This is a genomic window from Paenibacillus sp. MMS18-CY102, from assembly GCF_009789195.1.
GTDB lineage: Bacteria > Bacillota > Bacilli > Paenibacillales > Paenibacillaceae > Paenibacillus_T.
The window spans coordinates 147,327-168,647 of the sequence record NZ_WSTC01000003.1 but is presented as its reverse complement, the minus strand read 5'-3'; the positions used below and the strand labels follow the sequence as shown (position 1 = coordinate 168,647).

23 protein-coding genes are annotated in these 21,321 nt (G+C 51.3%); 12 read left to right on the top strand and 11 right to left on the bottom strand.

From position 1 onward, the window contains the following. Positions 1 to 90: 90 nt before the first annotated feature. Positions 91 to 447: a hypothetical protein gene (locus GON22_RS03450; protein ID WP_160394722.1), complete on the top strand. Its 357-nt coding sequence runs from the start codon at positions 91 to 93 to the stop codon at positions 445 to 447. A 3-nt stretch (positions 448 to 450) separates the two neighbouring features. Here the strand turns inward: GON22_RS03450 and GON22_RS03445 are convergent, their stop codons facing one another. Next, positions 451 to 1,266, bottom strand: coding sequence for an AraC family transcriptional regulator (locus GON22_RS03445; protein WP_160394721.1), 816 nt, complete (start codon positions 1,264 to 1,266; stop codon positions 451 to 453). A gap of 162 nt (positions 1,267 to 1,428) precedes the next feature. Here GON22_RS03445 and GON22_RS03440 point away from each other — a divergent pair, with 162 nt between their 5' ends. Further along, positions 1,429 to 2,616, top strand: a complete 1,188-nt coding sequence (locus GON22_RS03440; RefSeq protein WP_160394720.1) for a glycoside hydrolase family 130 protein — start codon at positions 1,429 to 1,431, stop codon at positions 2,614 to 2,616. Positions 2,617 to 2,835: 219 nt separating this feature from the next. Then, on the top strand, positions 2,836 to 3,924 hold the full coding sequence (locus GON22_RS03435; protein ID WP_160394719.1) for a lactonase family protein: 1,089 nt from the start codon (positions 2,836 to 2,838) through the stop codon (positions 3,922 to 3,924). A gap of 374 nt (positions 3,925 to 4,298) precedes the next feature. Here the strand turns inward: GON22_RS03435 and GON22_RS25660 are convergent, their stop codons facing one another. Beyond that, positions 4,299 to 4,610: a hypothetical protein gene (locus GON22_RS25660; RefSeq protein WP_202113065.1), complete on the bottom strand. Its 312-nt coding sequence runs from the start codon at positions 4,608 to 4,610 to the stop codon at positions 4,299 to 4,301. Between the two features lie 234 nt (positions 4,611 to 4,844). On the opposite strand from GON22_RS25660, the gene GON22_RS03425 reads away from it, so the two are divergent. The 3 genes from GON22_RS03425 to GON22_RS03415 are packed head-to-tail and all read left to right on the top strand — an operon-like array spanning position 4,845 to position 7,428. After that, on the top strand, positions 4,845 to 5,840 hold the full coding sequence (locus tag GON22_RS03425; protein ID WP_202113064.1) for an ABC transporter ATP-binding protein: 996 nt from the start codon (positions 4,845 to 4,847) through the stop codon (positions 5,838 to 5,840). 2 nt (positions 5,841 to 5,842) lie between these two features. Continuing rightward, complete coding sequence (locus tag GON22_RS03420) at positions 5,843 to 6,631, top strand: ABC transporter permease (RefSeq protein ID WP_237178998.1); 789 nt, start codon at positions 5,843 to 5,845, stop codon at positions 6,629 to 6,631. A gap of 5 nt (positions 6,632 to 6,636) precedes the next feature. Next, entirely contained in the window at positions 6,637 to 7,428 is a 792-nt protein-coding gene (locus GON22_RS03415) for an ABC transporter permease (protein ID WP_160394716.1), read from the top strand. Here the strand turns inward: GON22_RS03415 and GON22_RS03410 are convergent. The 4 genes from GON22_RS03410 to GON22_RS03395 all read right to left on the bottom strand — a co-directional run bounded on the left by GON22_RS03410 (position 7,425) and on the right by GON22_RS03395 (position 10,150). Continuing rightward, on the bottom strand, positions 7,425 to 7,952 hold the full coding sequence (locus tag GON22_RS03410) for a DUF4269 domain-containing protein (RefSeq protein WP_160394773.1): 528 nt from the start codon (positions 7,950 to 7,952) through the stop codon (positions 7,425 to 7,427). The genes GON22_RS03415 and GON22_RS03410 overlap by 4 nt on opposite strands. Positions 7,953 to 8,044: 92 nt before the next feature. Beyond that, positions 8,045 to 9,256: a multidrug effflux MFS transporter gene (locus GON22_RS03405; RefSeq protein ID WP_160394715.1), complete on the bottom strand. Its 1,212-nt coding sequence runs from the start codon at positions 9,254 to 9,256 to the stop codon at positions 8,045 to 8,047. A gap of 4 nt (positions 9,257 to 9,260) precedes the next feature. Further along, positions 9,261 to 9,755 (bottom strand): MarR family winged helix-turn-helix transcriptional regulator, encoded by a 495-nt coding sequence (locus tag GON22_RS03400; RefSeq protein ID WP_160394714.1) that lies wholly within the window; start codon positions 9,753 to 9,755, stop codon positions 9,261 to 9,263. A 92-nt stretch (positions 9,756 to 9,847) separates the two neighbouring features. After that, on the bottom strand, positions 9,848 to 10,150 hold the full coding sequence (locus tag GON22_RS03395; RefSeq protein WP_160394713.1) for a hypothetical protein: 303 nt from the start codon (positions 10,148 to 10,150) through the stop codon (positions 9,848 to 9,850). A 290-nt stretch (positions 10,151 to 10,440) separates the two neighbouring features. Between GON22_RS03395 and GON22_RS03390 the strand changes: the two genes are divergently transcribed. The 3 genes from GON22_RS03390 (at position 10,441) to GON22_RS03380 (ending at position 11,734) form a co-directional block, all read left to right on the top strand. Continuing rightward, positions 10,441 to 10,692 (top strand): hypothetical protein, encoded by a 252-nt coding sequence (locus GON22_RS03390; RefSeq protein WP_442954348.1) that lies wholly within the window; start codon positions 10,441 to 10,443, stop codon positions 10,690 to 10,692. Between the two features lie 62 nt (positions 10,693 to 10,754). Further along, entirely contained in the window at positions 10,755 to 11,183 is a 429-nt protein-coding gene (locus GON22_RS03385; protein ID WP_336604259.1) for a GNAT family N-acetyltransferase, read from the top strand. Positions 11,184 to 11,251: 68 nt separating this feature from the next. Then, positions 11,252 to 11,734, top strand: a complete 483-nt coding sequence (locus GON22_RS03380) for a DinB family protein (protein ID WP_160394712.1) — start codon at positions 11,252 to 11,254, stop codon at positions 11,732 to 11,734. Positions 11,735 to 12,076: 342 nt separating this feature from the next. Here GON22_RS03380 and GON22_RS03375 read toward each other — a convergent pair whose 3' ends face one another. Both GON22_RS03375 and GON22_RS03370 read right to left on the bottom strand, forming a co-directional pair. Beyond that, positions 12,077 to 12,598: an SRPBCC family protein gene (locus GON22_RS03375; RefSeq protein ID WP_160394711.1), complete on the bottom strand. Its 522-nt coding sequence runs from the start codon at positions 12,596 to 12,598 to the stop codon at positions 12,077 to 12,079. A gap of 82 nt (positions 12,599 to 12,680) precedes the next feature. Next, positions 12,681 to 13,034, bottom strand: a complete 354-nt coding sequence (locus GON22_RS03370) for an ArsR/SmtB family transcription factor (RefSeq protein WP_160394710.1) — start codon at positions 13,032 to 13,034, stop codon at positions 12,681 to 12,683. Between the two features lie 124 nt (positions 13,035 to 13,158). Here GON22_RS03370 and GON22_RS03365 point away from each other — a divergent pair, with 124 nt between their 5' ends. Then, positions 13,159 to 13,857: an ankyrin repeat domain-containing protein gene (locus GON22_RS03365; protein WP_160394709.1), complete on the top strand. Its 699-nt coding sequence runs from the start codon at positions 13,159 to 13,161 to the stop codon at positions 13,855 to 13,857. Between the two features lie 80 nt (positions 13,858 to 13,937). Here the strand turns inward: GON22_RS03365 and GON22_RS03360 are convergent, their stop codons facing one another. Beyond that, positions 13,938 to 14,756 (bottom strand): CAP domain-containing protein, encoded by an 819-nt coding sequence (locus GON22_RS03360; RefSeq protein WP_202113062.1) that lies wholly within the window; start codon positions 14,754 to 14,756, stop codon positions 13,938 to 13,940. 217 nt (positions 14,757 to 14,973) lie between these two features. Next, complete coding sequence (locus GON22_RS03355; RefSeq protein WP_160394708.1) at positions 14,974 to 15,471, bottom strand: DinB family protein; 498 nt, start codon at positions 15,469 to 15,471, stop codon at positions 14,974 to 14,976. 200 nt (positions 15,472 to 15,671) lie between these two features. On the opposite strand from GON22_RS03355, the gene GON22_RS03350 reads away from it, so the two are divergent. Further along, entirely contained in the window at positions 15,672 to 16,628 is a 957-nt protein-coding gene (locus GON22_RS03350) for a CapA family protein (protein WP_160394707.1), read from the top strand. Between the two features lie 80 nt (positions 16,629 to 16,708). Here the strand turns inward: GON22_RS03350 and GON22_RS03345 are convergent, their stop codons facing one another. Next, positions 16,709 to 19,438 (bottom strand): alpha-mannosidase, encoded by a 2,730-nt coding sequence (locus tag GON22_RS03345; protein ID WP_160394706.1) that lies wholly within the window; start codon positions 19,436 to 19,438, stop codon positions 16,709 to 16,711. A gap of 239 nt (positions 19,439 to 19,677) precedes the next feature. Here GON22_RS03345 and GON22_RS03340 point away from each other — a divergent pair, with 239 nt between their 5' ends. Further along, positions 19,678 to 21,309 carry a response regulator gene (locus tag GON22_RS03340; protein WP_160394705.1) on the top strand — a complete coding sequence of 544 codons (1,632 nt, stop codon included), beginning with the start codon at positions 19,678 to 19,680 and terminating at the stop codon, positions 21,307 to 21,309. Positions 21,310 to 21,321 lie beyond the last annotated feature (12 nt).

The window sequence follows — 21,321 nt, the reverse complement described above, 5'->3', positions numbered from 1 at the left end:
CGAAGCAGCGCTGGCAGGAGAAAGCCGCCAGTTCCCCTTATCCGCCGACGGATGAGGAGAAGCGAACCAAGGCGAAGATCCGGGGGGGAGTTGGCTCGAAGAGTCGAGTTGCTCGATATCGCACATCCTTATCGCTACGTCCAGCAGGTGAATACGGAGCGGGAGCAGCATTTGACAGTGCAGACGCAGGATGGGCTTAGCGTGACGGCACTTCTGCATGAGGGGGAGCCGCATGAAGCGTTCGCTGTTCACAAGAATGAAACGCTAGATTTGAAGGCGCTGCGGTCCTATTTGGACAGGGCGCCGGATGCTTCTAAGCTAGCGCTATTCCGGGATATCCAAATGAACGTTGTACTGCGCAGTGAAGATGAATTGTGCGTCATTATAGTTGAAGCGATGCTGGCAATGGGGTTGCCAGATGAAGCGGTGCGGATCGAATCGATGTAGGGGCTAGCCCCCCAATCGCTTGCGATAGTGGACGGGCGAACAGCCGACCTTGATTTTGAATATGCGGGAAAAATAGTACAAGCTATTGAAGCCGCATGCGGCGCTAATCCGCTCGATGCTGTCATTGGTCGTGTGCAGAAGCAGCTTTGCTTCCTCGATCCTTTTTATAATGAGGTCTTCCTTGGGGCTGGCTTGGAAAAAGGTTTGGAACAGCACGGAGAATCGTACCGCACTTAAATTGACGAGGTTGCCCATCTGCTGCACATCCCAAGGCTCGGCATACCGCTGATGGATGATGGAGCGGGCCTCGATAAATTTTTTGCGATATTCTCGTTCAGACGGTTTATATTGCTCTAGCTCCACAATTAGCTGCTGATGGCGGCCGATTGTGAACATCGCTTCTTGCAGAACAAGTGCAATTCGCTCTTTCCAAAATGGCTTGCGTAACGCCAGCTCCGACTCAATGGTCCGAATATGGGAGGCAAGGAGCTGTTTTTCACCCGTTCGAATGAGCGTATTAAAAGGAATGCCGTACGTCTGCGCCAGCTCCAACATGCCGTCCCCCTCGACATAAACCCAATCATTGCGAAACCCTTCTTGTTCCCCTCGCGCCGTGCCGTGATATTGCGGAAATGTGGGGTCATGCAGAATGCAGTCGCCGGGCTGCCCATTTTCTATGCCATTCATTGTTCGAATAAAGAAGGGGGTGGAGAAGCATGCCAGCAAATAGGCGCCGCCGCCCCTCGTATGGTCGATGACAAAATCAACATGGTGAGGCGTATCGACGCCTAATAAAGGAATTTCGAACGAGAATGACATTGAAACACACCTCCCGTGGCTAGTTGGATGCAATGCAAAAGTGCAAATGTAGAAAAGGAAAAGGCATTTATTATCGTACCTGTCGTGATTAAGATTGATATTATCACAATGGAATAAGACAAGAAAGCTCGTCGCATTCCGATTCGATAGGAGACGATGAATATGGCAGCAGCTTTTGAGAGCCGGTTAGAGGCTTTGCATAATGAACATCAACAGCTAATCGAACGCAACAATGAGATCGACGGTTTGGGCAACGGAATCGTGGACCGCTATAAATATCCAATCGTAACGGCACAGCATGCGCCGTTGAGCTGGCGGTATGATTTTAATAAGGAAACGAACCCGTATTTGCAGGAGCGTCTTGGCGTCAACTGTGCGTTTAACCCCGGTGCGATTGAGCTTAACGGCCATGTATATCTGGTTGTGCGCGTAGAAGGCAATGACCGCAAATCATTTTTCGCGATCGCTGAGAGTGAGAATGGCATTGATCGCTTCAAGTTTTGGGATAAGCCGATCGTGCTGCCAGAGACGGAGCAGCCGGACACGAACGTATACGACATGCGCCTCGTACAGCATGAGGACGGATGGATTTACGGCTTGTTCTGCACGGAGCGTAAAGACCCGAATGCGCCGGCAGGCGACATGTCCAGCGCAGTCGCACAATGCGGCATCACGCGGACGAAGGATTTGAAAACATGGGAGCGGCTTGCCGACCTGAAAACGCCATCCGCACAGCAGCGAAACGTCGTGCTTCATCCGGAGTTCGTTGATGGCAAATATGCGTTCTACACGCGCCCGTCGGACGGATTCGTCGAAGTGGGCAGCGCGGGCGGCATCGGCTGGGGCTTGGCGGACAATATGGAAAATGCGGTTATCGAGGAAGAGATTGTGATCGATCCAAAGCAGTACCATACGATTAAAGAAGTGAAGAACGGCATGGGCCCTGCGCCGATCAAGACGGACAAAGGCTGGCTAACCATTGCGCACGGCGTTCGCAACACGGCTGCTGGGCTGCGTTACGTGCTGTACGCGTTTCTCGCGGCGGATCTGAACAAGCCATGGGAAATTACGCATCGTCCAAGCGGGCATTTCATGGCGCCAGAAGGCGAGGAGCGCATCGGCGACGTGTCCAACGTCTTGTTCTGCAACGGCGTCGTTGCACGCGAAAATGGAGAAGTGTTCATTTATTATGCTTCTTCCGATACCCGTTGCCATGTGGCGACGAGCTCGATCGGCCAACTGCTCGACTATGTGCTGAATACGCCGGAGGACGGGCTGCGCTCGTACGCAAGCGTGCAGCAGCGCATTGATCTGATTGAGCGTAACGCCCAACTTACAGTTACTCGTTAATTATTGATTATGAAGAGCAGCAATACACCGCTTTGGCGGCGTGTTGCTGCTTATTTTAGTATGGGCGGACTAGGGCGCGAAGCGGGGTGGCATACGCCCTATACTGCCATTGTTCATTTTTTACGTGCCACTCTTGTCTGCTTCGCACCCCGTGATTGACTTCCGCCGACCCGCCGAGTATGCTGGCAGAAAACGACCGTATAGGGAGAGGACAACAAGATGCAGAACGCTAACATTCATCGTATCGTCGTAGGCTCATACAACACAGCAGATCAAGACGCGATTCACCAGCTAACCTTCGATTCCGCAACTGGCAAGCTGCAACGCACTGGTGGCCAGGATGGCATTGAAAATCCTTCGTTTCTTGCGTTGGATGGCGCTAAGCAGAGGCTGTATGCGGTAAGCGAGCTAGGAGAGGGAGCGATTGTAGCTTATCAAATCGCAGGCGGCTCGCAGCCGGGAGCGGAATCAGACTCGGAGCCATTAGTGGACAAGTTCGTAGAGATTAACCGCCAGCCTTCTGGTGGCGATTCGCCATGCCATCTCGCACTCGACGCGTCCGGACAATGGCTGCTGCTTGTTAACTATGGCGGCGGCCCGATTAGTGTCTATCCGATTGGAGAAGATGGCGCACTAGGGCCAATCTCCTGCAGCGTAACCCATGAAGGCAGCAGCGTGAATCCGGATCGGCAGCGGGGACCGCATCCGCATTCGATCTTTGCGGTACCGAATACGGATCTGTACCTGGTTAACGATCTCGGCACAGACTCGGTTTACACCTATCGGCTGGACCGGACGAACGGAACGCTCTTGGAGCAAGCGCGTACGCGAGTTGCGCCAGGCACGGGCCCGCGCCATTTGGCGTTCCATCCATCGGAGCCCATTGTGTATGTCATTGAGGAGTTGACGAGCGCAGTCGCTGTGTTCGCGCTGCATGCCGCAGATGGCAGCTTGGTGCATCAGCAGACGGTTACGACGTTGCCGGCGGACTTCACGGGCGAGAATACTTGCGCAGAGGTCGCGGTATCCGAAGACGGGCGATATCTTTACGGTTCAAATCGCGGGCATAACAGCATCGCTTCATTCCGTATTGGCGCTGGCGGGCTGCTTAGGGCGATTGGCCATACGCCATCTGGCGGCAATTCGCCGCGCCACTTTCAACTGATCCCCGGCGGCCAATGGCTGTTGGCAGCGAATCAGGAATCAGATCGTGTTGCGGTGCTCGCCATCGATGGCGAAGGATACCCGGCATTGACGGAAGAGGGCTGCGATTTGCGCAAACCCGTATGCGTCCGGCTTCACCTTTAAGCGCACCGTATATGCAACCCATAGGTAATCTGGCGAAAGCGCAGGTGAAGGATCGGTGAATGGCTAACGGACCGTACAGCCGTTATTTGGCCAAATGGTACGCGAAAAAAATTCTAACGGACTCAGGAGCCTTTATTCGTTAGAAATGAGCTTATTTGTAGCCACATTCGGTCAAATAACGGCCGCTGAGTCCGTTACATTTCAAAAAGACGTGTTTTATGCCAAATAGCGCCGCCTGAGTCCGTTAGCGCTGAGGCAAGCATGCGTGCTTCACTCGAGGCAAAGCCCGAGCGCGGCATTTGGCATTGGCCTATGCGCGCTTTACACGGCCAACAAACCACCTTCAAGAGCAGTCAATATGACTGCTCTTTTGTTTATAATGCGGACCGGTGCCAGCCGGTTTCGCCTAAGAAATCGGCCCTTGATAGCCCAGTCTCGCCTAATAACATACGATAATTCGTGATCGTGCCATCATGTGTGATGACGAAAATCCTGTTGGCGTGCAGCGTCTGGACCCATTGGAGGAATCGGTGCCCAACGGTATGGAACTCGTCCTCGCTTATTGTATTGATGCCGCTGCTCCACAAAGCATGGTCGTCCACATCAGTAATGATGAAGTCCGTATGCTCGTTTTGCAGCCGCGCAAGGGAGCAAATTTCGTCACATCTCAAAGCATGGGATTCCATTATGAATGCCTTGTCCATGACGAATAAATATGATTTCCAATAGAATCCACTCCCTCTTCTATTTATATCACTTATCGTAGCATAATTAATAAATGTTATTGGATATATTTACCGTGGGTATTTGTTCTGTTAATATAAATAAATGACATTTGCGCAAACGTTTGCAGAAACGCTGCTTTCGGTGTTTGTTGATCAGGTTGGCATTTAACGACATAAATAATCAACGTGAGGAGCATGCATGTGATTGAAGTATCATCGCTGTCTAAAGCATATAAAATTGTCAAAAAGAAACCGGGGCTTTCGGGCGCCATCAAAGGGTTGATATCAAGGGAATATACGATCAAGCAAGCAGTCAATGATATTAGCTTCACGATTCAACAAGGGGAGACTGTCGGTTACATTGGCGCCAATGGGGCGGGCAAGTCGACAACGATCAAAATGTTATGCGGGATTTTGCATCCCACTAGCGGTGAAGTGAAAATAAATGGGCGAGTGCCGTATGCGAGCAGAAAGGAAAACGCCAGAAAAATTGGCGCTGTTTTCGGGCAGCGAACGCAGTTATTTTGGGACATTGCGGTAAAGGAATCATACGATCTGCTCAAACATATCTATCGCATCCCTGACCAAGAATACGAAGCGAACTTAGCTTATTTTACTGAAAAGCTACAGCTAGAAGGCTTGCTAGACATCCCCGTGCGCCAGCTTTCGTTAGGGCAGAAGATGAGATGCGAGCTGGCGGCCGCTTTTTTGCATAGCCCATCCATCGTTTTTCTTGATGAGCCGACAATTGGCTTGGATGTGTCCGTCAAAAACCATATACGTGCCTTCATTAAGGAAATGAATGAAACAAAGAAAACGACGATCCTCTTAACGACCCACGACATGCAGGATATCGAAGAGATTTGCAATCGGATCATCATTATCGATGAGGGCAGTATTTTGTACGATGGCGACCTCGCGTCGATCAAACGGAATTTCGGGCATAAGCGGGTCATTCAATTTGAAGTGGATGCCTATGATACGCTTGCGTTTCCAGTATCGATGCAAGAGAAGATTGAGGTGGTAGAAAATAAAAGCGCGAACGCTATCACAGTAACGTTCAAACAAGACGAGATTGCTTCCTCCGAAATCGTCGGCTATATGATGAACCATTATCAGGTGCGCGACCTCACGGTTAATGAAGTGAAAATCGAAACCATCGTGAAAGAAATTTACGAACGCGGGGTATGAGCATGAATCCATATTGGCAAATGATGAAATCCCAAATCAAAATAGACATTTCGTATTCGGCGTGGTATTGGTCCAAAACAGCGTCTATGGTATTTAAGCTCATTGTCATTTTCTACTTCTGGTCAGCCGTATATGAAAATACGAGCGCCATTAGTGACATAACGCTCGGACAGATGATTACCTACTCGGTTATGGCTATCATTATTAACAATTACAGCGCAGGCGTCGGGGCGTTATTGGCTTCCCAAGTTCGGACAGGCGATGTAGCAATTGAGCTAATGCGGCCTTATGATGTCATTGGCAAACTGGTTTCGATTGACCTTGGGCAGAAAGTAACGACCTTTTTCCGGGAGAGCCTCCCGATGCTGCTTGTCGCTTATATCTTTTTAGGTATCGGCTTTCCCCCTAATGCCCTGTACGCTGTGTTGTTTATCGTGAGCACATTGTTAGCGATCTTGCTCGGTTCACAGATTGATCTGATTATTGGCGTGTTGGCTTTCTATTTTAAATACACGTTTGGCTTGCGAATGATGAAAGGGGCCATTCTAGCGCTGTTTACAGGCGCATTAATTCCGATTTCGCTATTCCCGGATTGGTTGCGGTTCATTGCCGACGTGCTTCCATTCAAGTACATGGTGTACGTTCCCGTCTCTGTTTATATGGGGACATTATCTATAACAGATACGATTATCGCTATTCTGATTCAACTGGGATGGCTAGTAGGCATCATGGCATTTATTCGGGTGATTTGGTCAGTGGCACTGCGTAAAGTAACAATCAACGGGGGGTGAGGGGAATGATGTGGTACCTTCAATTGTATATCAAATTTGCGAAGCAGCATTTAAAAGTGATGATGGAATATCGGGCTGACTTTATGATTGGCGTGTTGGCGAATTTGTTTACGCAAGGAACCGCTATTATTTTCATTAACATATTGTTTAAGCACGTCAATAGCATCCATGGTTGGGGTTATTATGAGGTCCTATTTATTTATGGAATAGCGCTCTCAGGCAAGGCTTTAGAAAATATTTTCTTCGATAATCTGTGGAATATCGGGTGGAGGTATGTAAAGCCTGGTGATTTTGACCGTATCTTGTTAAGGCCAATTAGCCCTTTGTTCCATATCGTTGCTGATCGTTTGCACAAGGATGGCTTCGGGTCGCTCATTGTCGCTTCGATCGTTCTGTTTACAGCGACGAATCATCTTGAACTGGAATGGTCGGGGGCCAACTTGTTGCTTCTCATTTTATTCGTCGTTTCAAGCGGGTTAATCTATGCGTCCGTTAACTTGTTTTTTGGCTCGTTGTCGTTCTGGATGGTGGACAGCCTCCCCATTATGGAAGCTGTGAATAATTTAAGTGAGTTCGTGCGTTACCCGATGACCATTTATAAAAAAGGCATTCAATTGGTGTTAACGTTTATTATTCCGTACGGTTTTACAGCCTTCTACCCAGCAGCTTATTTTATCGATCAATCGGGGTTTAGTTATTATTCGTACCTTACTCCGCTAGTCGCTGTAGCATGTTGCCTGATCGCCTATTCCTTCTGGAACAGAGGGCTGAAATCTTTTACAAGCACAGGCAGTTAACAGCCTAGTTCCTTGCCGTACGCTAGCAACGCCTCATAAGGGTCTCCTTCTAATCCAAACACCTGGGCAAAAGCAGGTTCTGTTTTCATTCCGTCTTGCTTCAAACGAATGATTTCGGCTCTGATGTGCGGGTAACGGAGGAGCAAGTGATGCTCAATGACCATGTGGAGGTAGGCATACTGTTGTTCAAGTGGTTTCGGCTGGCCGAATAGTTCGAACTCCAGACCGCTATATTCAAAGTTTGCTTTGATAACTGGCGTGTTTCTTATCGTTTTCTCCTTCAAGACATACTTGCCATAACTGCTGTACAAGGAGGAAACCTGCTGTTTAAACGCATCGAAGTCATGAACCTCCATGATGATATCCAGATCGGAGCCTTCCACATCAATGGCAATAGGGATCGTTCCGCATAAAACAGGACGGTAAGAGGCTAAGTCATGCATGATTCCGAGCTCATTCATCACATGATAGGCACGCTGCTGCGTTTCATTGCCGGATTTTAAATAGGTGATTGATGTAAAAATAAGATTCCCTCCAATAGCATCATATTGTACCTATCATTCCAAGGAGGTGTCCCCAGCCGACATGGCTTTATGGGGCACCTCCTTTTTAATTTTCACACTCGGATTTCCTTCCCTGCACGCACAATCATAAGCCAGTAAACCAATATCGCTCCGGCATCCGCCGCTGCAATGACGATGCCCATCGGCAGCGCAGTGCCGCTTCCGGCGATGCCGACCAGAGGTGCAATAAGCGCGCCGCCGAGCATAGACATGAGCCCTTGCAGAGCAGAGGCGCTGCCTGCGGATTGCCCTTGTTTTTGCATAGCTAGCGAAAAAGCAGTCGTGCTCACGAGCCCTACGCTGGAGACGACCATGAACAACGGCGGCAGTACAGCGCCTAACGGGGCATGCGCCACAATCATGGCGAACAATGCAATGCCGCCAGTTGCTGCATACAGCAAGCTGTATAAGAGCAGCTTCGATTCGCTGATTCGTCCAGCAAGCTTGCCGACGAGCTGGCCGCCCAGCACGATGCCAAGGCCATTAACCGCGAAGATAAGGCTGAACGCCTGCGGCGATGCGCCGAATAAATCCTGTATGACGAAGGGCGAACCCGAAATATAGGCAAACATTGCAGCGGTGATGAGCCCTTGCGTTAACGCATAACCCATGAAGCTGCGGTCTCGCAGCAGGCGGCCGAAGGTGGAGAGGGTGTTGCCCAGCCCACTCTTCGAGCGCTTATCCCGCGGAAGCGTCTCGCCAAGGCCGAATAATACCGAAGCGAGCATAATAACGCCAATCAGGCCGAGCACGACGAAAATGCCTGGCCAAGACGTGAACTTGGCCATCTGGGCACCGAAGATCGGGGCTGCAATCGGCGCGACGCCGTTGACGAGCATCAGCATTGCAAAAAACTTCGTCATCGCCGTGCCGCTATACATATCCCGGACGACCGCCCGCGCGATCACAATGCCCGCCGACCCGCCGAGCCCTTGAACGAAGCGAAGCGCAATGAGCATTTCGATCGAGGTGCTCATTGCACATAGGAATGAGGTGACAGCAAATAGCAGCAAGCCGAACAGTAGTGGCAATCGGCGGCCGCGCACATCGCTGATTGGGCCTGCGATAAGTTGGCCGACGGCAAGGCCAATAAGGCATGCGGTTAAGCTCAACTGGCCGAGCGATGCGCTAGCGTTTAAGTCATCTGCGAGCTTCGGAAGCGTAGGCAAATACATATCGAGCGATAGCGGGCCGAATGCGGACAATGATCCTAGAATGAGAACGATGCCGAGCCGGCGTTTTGGACGTGGGGATTTTGTATTCATAATATCATTCCTTGCCTTCTTGGATGGGGGGCGTGGGTGACGGCTCGGCATGAAGCGATTTATGCGCTGACAAATTATAGTGGACACGCTGCAGCATTTGGCGGAACAGCTGCTCTTCCTCAGCAGAAAAACCAGCAAGGCTGATCTGTTCGATCTCGCCAAGCGCGTCATTCACGGCTTCAGCTGCCGCTTTTCCCTGGTCGGTGAGATAAACGCGGGATACGCGGTAATTGGCCGCATCGGGCAGGCGCTTTACCAGCGAAGCTTTCTCCATCCGGCCAATCATGACGTTCAGCGTTGCAGGCTGGAGATTGACTCGCGCTGCCAAATCCTTCTGCACTTGCCCATCTTGCGCTGTTAACCTCGCTAGAACAGGCGGTTGGCCAGGAGAGACGCCGAGCGGCTGAACGCTGGCATCAACATGCTGCCGATGCAGGCGGTAGACATGAATTAATAAATGCATCGTCGCTTGTGAGAACTGGAACGAATGCGATACCATGGTGACAACCTCCATTAGCTAGCTAATTGATACTCATTCTAGGTTGTGGGGGCCATTATGTCAATGCGAGGTTAAGGCGGTTCTCCCAATCCTTAGTTGTCCTTGCCTATAATATCATTTATGAATTTTTGCGCCATATCCGGGCCGGCGGCTAGATAAGTGCCCACATATTTATCAAAAATACCGTTGAGAACGCGTAAACGCTCTGCGTCTAGTGCATGCTCCGCCACGGCTTGAGGAATAACTGCGTTAACCGCTCTAGTAAAATGGTCAATGATTAGTTCACGTTTATATTTCTTCTTAACGCGGTACATTTCTTCCACAAATTTAGGAAATACATCCGCCAGTAGCTTGCCCTCAACTTTCATTTCATGCAATTCTACTAATCGGCTCATATCATATACCCCCAGCTAATCGTTTATTGGCATAACCCCATAATTAGAGTCTCGATCAAAAAAGTGCCCTATCCTCGTAGAAGGAAGGGCACTTTCTTCGGCTTAAAGCAACCTAAGATATTGCTTGTTAATAATACTATGATTAGAAATAAATTTCAATTATCTGGAACGCAACAAAATGAAATTAAACCGTAGCTGGCCTGCTTGTTCTATACGATTATAACATTTTCCAGTAAACTCTTATTTTAGGCGCTCATACATAATATTTGTGAATAGAAGGAGAGAGTGGCATGGATCTTAAACTTCAAATTACGAAAGAATCCAATCAAAAGAATAAACAATATATAGAGGACGAACTTTATAGATTTAATTTAAAACATTTCCCAGCTGATTTAGGAGGGAGATACGAGGAGATTTGCGTGTTTCTTAAGGACGGAGATGGAAGTGTCCGCGGGGGCATTTTGGGCGAAGTATGCTGGAATTGGCGCGGGGATTTTATGAGAAGCATGGGTATAGCGTCTTTGGGAGCATCGATCATGTAGGCAGGGAGCATTCACATTATTATTTGAAAAAAGATTTAACGCATTAATGGGGAGGGAAGCCTGTGAATATAAGAACGGCCGAACGAACCGACAGCCGTGCACTAGCCTATTTAATGGGTGAACTGGGTTATCCAACATCTGTTGAGGAAATGGAGGAACGTTTCGAACGGATTTCAGCTTATCCGGACTATCATACGTTGGTCGCTGAGGCCGATGGGAGCGTAGTGGGGATGATCGGATTGTGTTCAGGCGTATTTTACGAAAAAAATGGTGGGTATGCGCGAATTGTTGCTTTCGTCGTTGATGAGCGGTTTCGAAATAAAGGCATAGGCAAATTGTTAATCCAAGAGGCAGAACGGTGGGCAAGAGATAATGGCTTGGTCGCGATAGCCTTGAACAGCGGGAATCGAAGCGAACGGGAAGCCGCCCATCTATTTTACCGACGAGCTGGGTACACGGAGAAAAGCACTGGATTTATTAAACAACTATAATGGGAACGTACGTTTCTATTGTGAGAGAGTTGTGCTACGATGTATCCATGTGATAAGGAGGCTGCTTAATGAATATATCCAGTACAATCGATGCATTCGAACAATTCGCCGTTTGGACGAATCAGTTAGTTCAACGAAGTGATCAAGAGTGGCGTCGCCCCATTAATGAAGGTAAAGCATCTGTAGCTGAAGTCATCGCCCATCTGAGAAATTGGGATCTGCATCTTATCGATATCGTCATTCCTTCCGTCAGGCGGGGCGAAGGCATGGAATTCCCCGATTTTGATGCTTATAATGCTAGAGCCTATGAATATGCGAACTCTGGCATACGCAAGGATCAACTCCTTGAACAATTCGCAAGTGATCGAATGCGGCTAGTTAAGATGCTGAGGGAGATGAAACCGGAGGAAATTAGGCTGGAAGTGCCAGCTAACGGCGTCGCCAATTGCCCGAAGACAGGTACGCCGTACTCTTTGATTTACATCATTCATGAATTTGTGGAGCATGATTTGCATCATAAGGGGCAAATTGCAAGCTGTTTGGAAACCTAGAGCATGTACTATATCAAGGGCGTCTTCGAATGGCATCTTCAAGAATTCTTAAATGGGTTACATGCTCAAAAATAAGTCGGCAGCCTCGGATATCCTTCCGAGGCTGCCATTTTATTTTCATGATCCGGAAGAAAACCGTGCATAGTAATGGCATGCCAATGACTAACCGAAGAGAGTGAACGATGTGCCACAAACAGAAGCAATCGGCCAAGTAACCGAATTGATGCGTTACCCAATCAAATCAATGGTGGAGTATTTGGAACAACAAGAAGGCTGAAACCGGGAACGCCGGTCTCGGCCTTTTGTTGTTGTGCGTATTGGTGATGCTGGCACTTGCGTATCTTACGCTTGCACGCGCTCCAAGTATGCTTCAAGCTGTGCGAACGTGCCGCCGAAGCCTTGCTGCATCGAGCTATGGCCTTCAAGGAATGTACGAACTTCTTCCTCAGTCGCGTCAACTGGAATGCCGCGCATGGCGATTGTTGTTTTGCCATCTTGCTCTGTGAAAACTAGTGTACTCTCGACGACCAGAGGCCATGTTTCACTGCTTGGATGGCGAGTAATATTGCCATCTGCATCGGAGAAGGAAGTGGTGAAGACCAGCTTCTCTGGCGCATCGATCTCAAGATAGACGATTCGGCCCCACATTTCGAAGCCCTCCGGTGAACGCATGCTGTAATGGAACACGCCGCCTGGCCTTGGGTCCATCTTGGCAACGCCTAATTCGAAGCCTGTCGGTCCCCACCATTGCGACAGATGATCAGGCTCGGTCCATACCTTGAATACGAGCTCCCGCGGGGCGTTGAATACGCGTGTAAGTTCAAATGCGGCTTCGTCTAAGCTGGTTGTGTTGTTGGCAGGCATTTCGATTCCTCCAAATCGTGAAAATATGGCTAAATGCCATGTTGCATGCTGCTCGTTTAGCGCATTGTTGTGAATTGCGGAATTACGGTTGTGTAGGTTCTTGCTTGTTAGCGTTCAGGTTGTTCGTTTTGCCTTGCAGCTCGAGCAGATACGCATCTAGCCGGTCGAAGCGGTCTTCCCACATTCGCCGGTAAGAGCCCAGCCACTCATCCAGCTCCTGAAGGGGCTTGGTCTGCAGCTTATAAAATCTTTTATTGGCTTCCGGTTGCACTTCGACAAGGCCGGCACCCGTTAAAACGCGCAGATGCTTGGATACTTGAGGCTGATTGAGTTCAAGCCGGTCGGCGATTTCTCCTACAGGGAGAGGGCCGTCGCGCAGAAGCTCAACAATGTGCAGCCGGTTAGGCTCAGCCAGAGCAGTTAGGGTTGATTGCATGGATTGAATGTATCCCATTTGGAATATGCCTGTCAAGGCATATAGTTGCACAAATTTCTGTCGTAAATGTGCCAAAAAACGGATATGATGGATAGAACGAACGTATGCGGGGAGAGCTGCCGATATGGAAACAGCAGTTTTGCAAGACCGAATGATGCTGGCGATTAAACAAAAGGATAAGGCAACGGTACGTGGCCTTATCGTCGAGCAAGGCTTGGAATTGAATCCGCTTTCGGCGGAAGGGACGTATTTGAGCTGGGCATGGGGGCGGTTTGGCGGCTATGATTTTGAGCTGGTCCAGCTGCTTATCGAGCATGGGGCAGAGTTGAACGATCCAAGCTTTCCGGCGATCGTATGTGCAGCAGGGCGGGGAAAGTTGGATGAGCTGCAATATGTGCTAGACCGGGGTGCGGACGTGAATGCGGCGAATCCGCTGGGCCATTCGGCTTTGTGGCATGCGGTGTACGGAGAGTCCGTAGAGGAAGCGGAGCTGCTGCTCGAAGCGGGCTTGCGTTTGGATATGCATGGAGAAAAGGCGCTGGTGCTGGCAGCCTCCATTGGCAGCCTAGATTTCGTGAAGCTGCTCGTCGAGCATGGCGTTCAAGTGGACGGTTTGGCTGATAAGGACGGGGATGGCGGCGCGCCGCTTCATCAGGCTGCGATGTACGGGCATCTCGAAGTCACCCAATATTTGATCAACCAAGGGGCAGATGTTACCGTTCGCAATAATTATGGACAAACGGCGCGGGATGTAGCGGAGCTCAATGAGCAGGCGGACATCGCTGCTTTGTTGAAGAGCATGACGGATGGCTTTGTGGAATGACAAGCTGAAACGCATAAAACCGAGCAGCGCAGGGAAGCTAATCCTTGTGCTGCTCGGTTTTTTGTGCTTATTAACGAGTGTTAGCCCGTAAATTCCTGCACCCAAGCGCCGTTGTAGTAACCAACGCCAAGCTTCGTGTAGCCATTCTTCAAGATGTTAGCGCGGTGGCCCGGGCTGTTCATCCAATCGTTCATAACTTGCTCGGGGCTCTGCTGGCCCTTCGCGATGTTCTCGCCAGCTGTACGGTAAGTGATGCCGAATTTCGCCATCATGTCGAACGGCGAGCCGTACGTCGGCGAGTTATGGGAGAAGTAGTTGTTATTGATCATATCTTTGGCTTTGACCAAAGCCATGTTCGCCAATGCGCTGTCCATCGTTAAAGCAGGGAGGCCTGCATTTTTGCGCTGCGTGTTCACCAACTGCAGCACTTTCGTTGCATTTGCACTGGCAGGTGCATTTGTAGATGGTGTCGATGGTGCAGGCGTAGATGGTGTAGATGGCTTGCTAGGTGTTGGGTTCGTTGGATACGAAGCTGACGGGTTGCCCGGATATGATGGGTATGAGCCCGGGTTGTTTGGGTTAAAGTTGCCGATGTTGCCCAAGTTGCCCCAGCCTGCGCCATTGCCGCCGATTACGATCCAACGTTGCTGCGACCCATACTGCGGCGTTGACAATGACTTAAGCGACGAGCCCTTCGTTGCGATGGATGACGCTTGAGTCGTTTTGGACGAGTTCGGCGTCGATTTCAGCGTGTAATTCGGTGACGCCGACCTGTTCATATCGTGCGGTAACGTCGATTTGGTCGTATAATTCGGCGTATTATCGACCTTGTGCATGGAACAGCCTGAGCCTGTTGCTGCGAGAAGAATGACACTTACGATTGCGACAACCTTTTTCATCGGATTAGCACCTCATTTTGAGATTATCTGACGAGCTTAATGTCCCCGCGAACGAATGCCGTTATGCTGTGAAGATATGGGGCCAAACGTGGAAAGCGGCGGAGTTGGTCCATCCATAGCAAAAAAGGGAACCGCGGCGGTTCCCCTTTAGGATCATGCGTTTATCGGCTGTTAGGTTAAACAAAGATTCGCGTTACGCTTGTGGTACGCGATTACGTTACACCGGTGCAGGAACGCCGTACTCTGCCCATTCTTCCTTCGTCGGCCCATACAATCCGATGAGCGGCAAACCCGCTTGGCGCATCAGAATCGTCAACTGCCCGCGGTGATGCACCTCATGCTTCAAGAACGCTGACAACGTATAGCCAATTTTCCATGGCTGGTTGAACGTTATTACCGTACGCTGCAGGTCCTCATCCGTCAGTTGCGTTTGGATCGCTTGAATCAAAGATTGCGCAGCAGCAAGGTACGTCTGGGCAATCGTCTCCGCCGACTCCGGTGCGGGGCTTCGGTCAGGCGGCCCTTCGAATTGCAAGCCAGCCGGTTCGAAAATGCTTTTGCTCGGCACAAGATGCCAAGCTAAGTAGCCAAGCGTGCGCCCTTCTGGCGTTACGCGTTGTTGAAGCGCCTCATCTTTGATCAATTGAAGCAGCTTATAGGTGCCTTCGTATTCCACCGTATACTCTTCAATAAAGTTTTGGATGCTCGTAAACATGCCATCGCCTCCTCAATGTGGTTCTTACATAAATAACTATACTAGGCGATTGCGACAACAGTATGTCAGTGTTTGCACACGGAATCGATTTTTTCTGGCCCGCACGGAAGGTTCCCATTGCGCATTATGCAATGACACCTCTTCACCTCTGCGCTTCAGGGACATATATATAACAAAATGACACCATGGGGGGCTAACAAGTGGCTTCAATTACGGTTGCAGCAATCGGCGATTTGCTGATGAAAGCGCCAATTATTGCATCGGCACGCAAGCCTAAGACGAATACGTACGCTTTCGGGACGATGTTCGCGAAGGTCGCGCCATCGCTTCGAAATAATGACATTATGATCGGCAACTTGGAGACGACGTTCTCAGGCTCGCCCAAGCAGCCGGGCAAATACGAGACGAGAGCGCCCCGGACGGGATATCCTGCGTTCAATTGCCCGGATTCGCTGGCCACTACGCTAAGGAACTGCGGGTTCGACCTGATGACGACAGCCAACAACCATTGCATGGACGGCGGCTCGGCAGGGCTAAGGCGCACGCTCCGCATTCTCGACCAGCATGGGCTGAAGCATACGGGGACAGCCCGTACGCCTACTGAATCGCGCAAGAAAACGATTATTACAGCCAAAGGCATTCGCGTCGGCGTCTTGTCGTACACGATGGGCACCAATTCGATTCCGGTGCCGCATTCGTATATGGTAAATAAAATTTATGAGAAGAAAATGATCGCCGATCTTGCGTCGCTTCGCTATCGGACCGATTTCATCATCGTTTGCGTCCATTTTGGCAAGGAGTTTCAGCGGACGCCAAACGCGAAGCAAAAGCGCGTCGTCCAGTTGCTGTTCAAGCATGGCGCGAATGTGGTGCTGGGCGCGCACCCGCATGTGCTGCAGCCCGTCGTGCTCAAGAAGGTAACAGATAAGCGCGGCGTGACGAAGCAGCGAGTGGCGGCGTATTCGCTGGGCAATTTTATTTCGACGAAGCTTCGCAAAAATCCCTATACACAGCAGGGCCTCATACTAAAGCTGAACATTCATAAGGATGCACAAGGGCGTACGGACCTTACGGGCATCAAACGGATCCGCACGAACGTCCAGCGCAGCTCCGTGAACGGAAGAAGGGTGTATCGGGTCGTGCCGTCAGGAAAATAGTGAATAGCCCAAAAAGTCCCGGAGCGTTTGATGGCTCCGGGACTTTCTGCAAAGTTGGCCGTAGTGTGGTGCCAGATGGCCTACGGTTGCTTGATTTTGATGCCGAATGTTGAGATCGCGTATCCGCCGATGGCAGCAGCTTGCGCAGCGAGCGGTTCGCCCGGCTGCTCCAGCACGTTGCTCGCATAAAGGGAGCCAACTGGCACATTCGCTAGAGCGAGCTCGGTCGATGCTTCGGACAGGTTATACCAGCGCGCCATCCAATCGCCGCTCGCTTCGCCTACCTTCAAGCTGGAGAAGGCAAGCCGCTCGCCTTTCCAATCAAGGAAGCTTTCACGTACGCCCAACGATCCTGCATGAATGCTTGTCGATACGGCCGTGTTCGGCACTTGGAAGCGATAGGCTTCTTGATAAGCGTCGAATCGTTGGTCGCCGCCATGCGGAATGATCATCCATTCGGCGTATTGCTGGCCGATGCATTGTGCATCCGGCGTAGGGAAGACGCCCCAGTCGCCAAGCTCGCCGACACTTCGTAGCAGTGTAACCGCCATCGTGCCCATTCCGTCCTGCAGCACCTCATATTCGTTTAGGCCCTTGCCTGCAACGACGAGCCCGCGGCTATCGTCATGCACATCGATGAAAGCCTGCATATGCTGGCAGTTGCTCGGGTTTTGCCATTCCGGCGAAGGAACCGTGTGGCGCTCCGCGACTTCGAAGATGGAGTCGGCAAAATGGGTGGCAGCATCGACGCCAGCAGGGACTAGTACCCGCAGGCGATGGTCCTTGCTCTGATTATTAATGCCGGCGCGAAGGCGGACGCCTTTGCCTGAACGGTCGAGGCTGATTCTCGTCGTAATGCCCAGCGGAACCAACCGATCGGATCGGCCGGCGTGCCGTACCTGGAACGGCACCATCGTAGCCACCTCTGCAGCAAGCTGCTCGTCTGCTGAATCTGGCACCATCATCGTATGGACGATTTCGAATGCTGCCCGATATGGTGTATTTTCGACGAGCCGAATTTCCGCAGCAGCTCCTTTCGTCGTAATCGCGACATCGCCATGCGGCTGCATGAAAATATATTCGTTGCCGATATCGCCAACATTCTCATAGGAGCCAAGCCCGGCGTAGGCTTCGCCGCTTCGCTTATCGAATAGATCGTAGCTGCCGTCATCCTGGATGATGACGCGAATGGCTTCATTCTCAAGCGTCCGCTCGCCCGCGACGAGAGACGAATCATCACCGCTTGCGGTCCCCACGCTGCGATCCGGCACCCATGCATAGCTAGCGAACCCGATAGCTGGGAGCGTGTCGGTCTCGAATGTAAGCCGCAAGGCACGGGCATAATAGGGTGCCCGGAATTTATCCTTCGGCAGGTCATAGCCGAACCGGACGCCGAGATCGACGAGCGTATGGCTGATGCGTTCGCCTTCCGCGTTAACAAGATAACCTAGCGCATGCGTTCGGTCCGCCACTTCCTGTGACACAGCGATCGGATTTTCGCTTTGGTTAAAGTAACGCTTCGACCATTCAACTTCAATGGTTACGACGTTTTTGCCTTCATAGCCGCTCGTATTTAGCGCGATAAACGGAACGGCCGAATCCCCATATTCGGAGAAGGCGGAAGTGTCCGCTTCAGCTGCAATCGCCTTAGCGCTTTCTTCCGTCAAGGCGCGAGCAACCTCAGTGCTCTTCGCGAAGCGAGTAATCATTTCATGATACACTTCATCAACGCTGCAGCCGCAAATGCTGTCATGCGGATGGTTTTGCATGAGCGTCTTCCATGCGTATTGGAGCAGGGCATGGGGGTAAGGCTTGCCGAGGCGATGGGCAATTGCGGCAAGCGGCTCCGTCACCTTTTCCAACGCTGTCTGGTTCTGTTGATTCAGCTGCTTAATATAGACGCGGGCAGATGCGGTATTGGCAAGCGTAAACCAACCGTCCGTCCGCTGTCCACGAAGCTCGCCGCGTGTAACGCTAAGCTTCTCTGGCAAGGCAGCTTGAACCGCTGATACATAATCGTCGAAATTCGAATGAATGAACTCATAGTTGGGATACAGCTCTCTTGCAACGCGAATCGCTTCGGATAGGTCGGTCTGCACCGGCTGGTGATCGCAGCCATTCATCATCAGCAGATGAGGTGTCGATGCATAGCGCTGCGCCGCCGTAATTCGGTGATCCCAATAGCGCTTCGCTTCTTCGCGATCGGTTGGAATTTCCATGCCGTTGTTGTACCAGTTCGCGAACAGAATGCCGAGCACGCGGGAGCCGTCGGGCGATTCCCAATAGAGCTCGGAGAATGGCGATTCCAGGCTTGCGCTGTCCTCAACTTGATTGTTAAACCCCGTTGCCTTGACGCCGCGCCCGAAGACGGCGGTATCGATGCCAGCTTGAAGCAAAATTTGCGCCGCTTGCCCCATATTGCCGAACGAATCGGGGAAATAGCCCAGCTTGGAAACCGGGCCGAAGCCTTCGGCATCGCGGTGGCCAATTTGCAAGTTACGGATGTTCGCTTCACTGCTGGTTAGAAACTCGTCCTGCAAAATGTACCAAGGTCCAGCGGACAGCTTGCCTGCTTGGACGAGCTGCTCAAGCAGCGCCCTTTTCTCCGGGTAAATCTGCAAGTAATCTTCCAGCACAATCGTCTGGCCGTCGAGGTAGAAGCTGCGGAATTCAGGGTCCCCCTCGAACGTTTGGAGCAGCGTATCCATCGTTTCGATCAGCTTGACGTGATGGGCTTCGTAAGGCATATACCATTCGCGGTCCCAGTGGGTGTGGGAGACGATGTGAATGACGGGCTTGCTTGCGTTCATAGGGCAGTCCTCGTTTCATAGATAGTAGTCGGTTATGGCTGTAATTATAAGAAACGCCCATCAATGCCCACAATGAGGCAAATACAAACTTTCACGGGCATGCTTATCGTATCTTCCGCGCCGTTATAGATGGATTGGATTGCCCCATGCCAATTTAAGATTGCCTCATTGCTTGTTTTGCTGCGGGGCACTACAATTACGTATTAAGATATTTCATCATGGAAAGGCGGGGGGCCTGGATGCGCGTTCTGATCGTAGATGACGAGCTGGAAATTCGTGAGGGGCTGAAGGCAAAGTTTCCATGGGCGGATTACGGGATTGAAGAGATTTTGACAGCCGAGGATGGCGAGATGGCATTGGCGGTTGCCCGCGAATCGAACCCCGAACTTATCGTGACCGATATCAAAATGCAGAGAATGACAGGTCTTGAATTCATTCAACTGCTGGCAGCGGAACGGGCGGAGGGATGGCGGTCAATCGTCATTAGCGGCTATGATGATTTTGATATCGTAAGGCAGGCAATGAAGCTCGGCGCGATGGATTACGTGTTGAAGCCGATTAACATAACGGAGCTCGGCGAGGTCGTTCGCAAGGCGATTGTACAGCTGGAGCGGGAGCAACTGGAGCGGACAAACCAGACGCTCATGGATAGCCATGTCCAGAATGCGATGACGATTATGCGCGAGGAGCTGCTGAGGGAAATGCTGGAGCACCCCCATAGCGCGAGCCGGGAAAGCCGGGTTGTCCACCGCTTGCAGACGTTGCAGCTGGATTGGATGATCCGGGAGAAGATGGCTGTCATGGTGATGGAGGCCGATGACCTGAAGGCGATTGAGAACCGCCGGGACCGAAGCGAGAAAGGGCTCATTCTGTTTGGAATTGGAAACGTTGTCAAACAAACGCTGGAGGAGGATTCACCGCTTGCTGCGGCGCTGTGCCAGGATGCGAGAGGGAGATGGGCCATCATGGTGGGCTGCCCAGACCAGCAGTCGATGGAGCAGTGCAAGGAGCTGGCGCAGCTGTGCATCGAGCGTGTGAACCGGTTCGTTAAGGCGAAGGTTAGCGTCGGCTTGTGCTCGCTCTTCGGTTCGTATCAGCAACTGCATGAGCTGTTCGCGGAGAGCAGCGGCATTTTGGAGCAAAAGGCGGTCTACGGCGGCAATCGGCTGTTGACGAGCCAAGGCTGGGAGGAGGAGGCGACCCAGGACAATCCGTCCGTCCGCAATCCCGACGAAGTGCTCGATTTGATTCGGTACGGTTCAGACGAAGACATTGCTGGACTAATGGACGGCTTCGTCGAAATGGTACAATCATGGGCGCTGCCGCATAGCCGGGACATTCATCAGCAAATTTTCGAATGGCTGCTCCATGTTTATAAGAAAGCCGCGCAGTTCGGCTGGCAGGATCGAAGCTGGGAACGCAATCCGATTGCCCTATGGGAGCAGTTGGAGCAGTACGACACGCTGGAGTCGCTGCGTGGTAAGGCCGAGCAGCTGCTGCTGGCGGTCGCTCGTGATTTTCGCAGCTATGCGTCATCCCCGAGCCAGATCATTCAAGAAGCGGACCGGTATATCGCCAAACATTATTCGGATGGGCTTACGCTGCAGAGCGTGGCGGCAGAGGTGCATGTGACGCCGGTATGGCTGAGCAAGCTGTTTAAGAAGGAGAAGGGCAAGACGTTTCTTGAGCATGTGACGGATGTTCGCATGGAGCATGCCAAGCGGATGCTGTCTGATGTCCAGTTCAAAATCTATCAGGTGGCGTCCCGCGTCGGCTACAAGGACCCAGTCCACTTCACGAAGCTGTTCAAGAAGCAGATGGGCTGCACGCCGAAGGAATTCCGGAATATGCAAGGAATCGCGGATGATTAGAAGGAAGCCGAT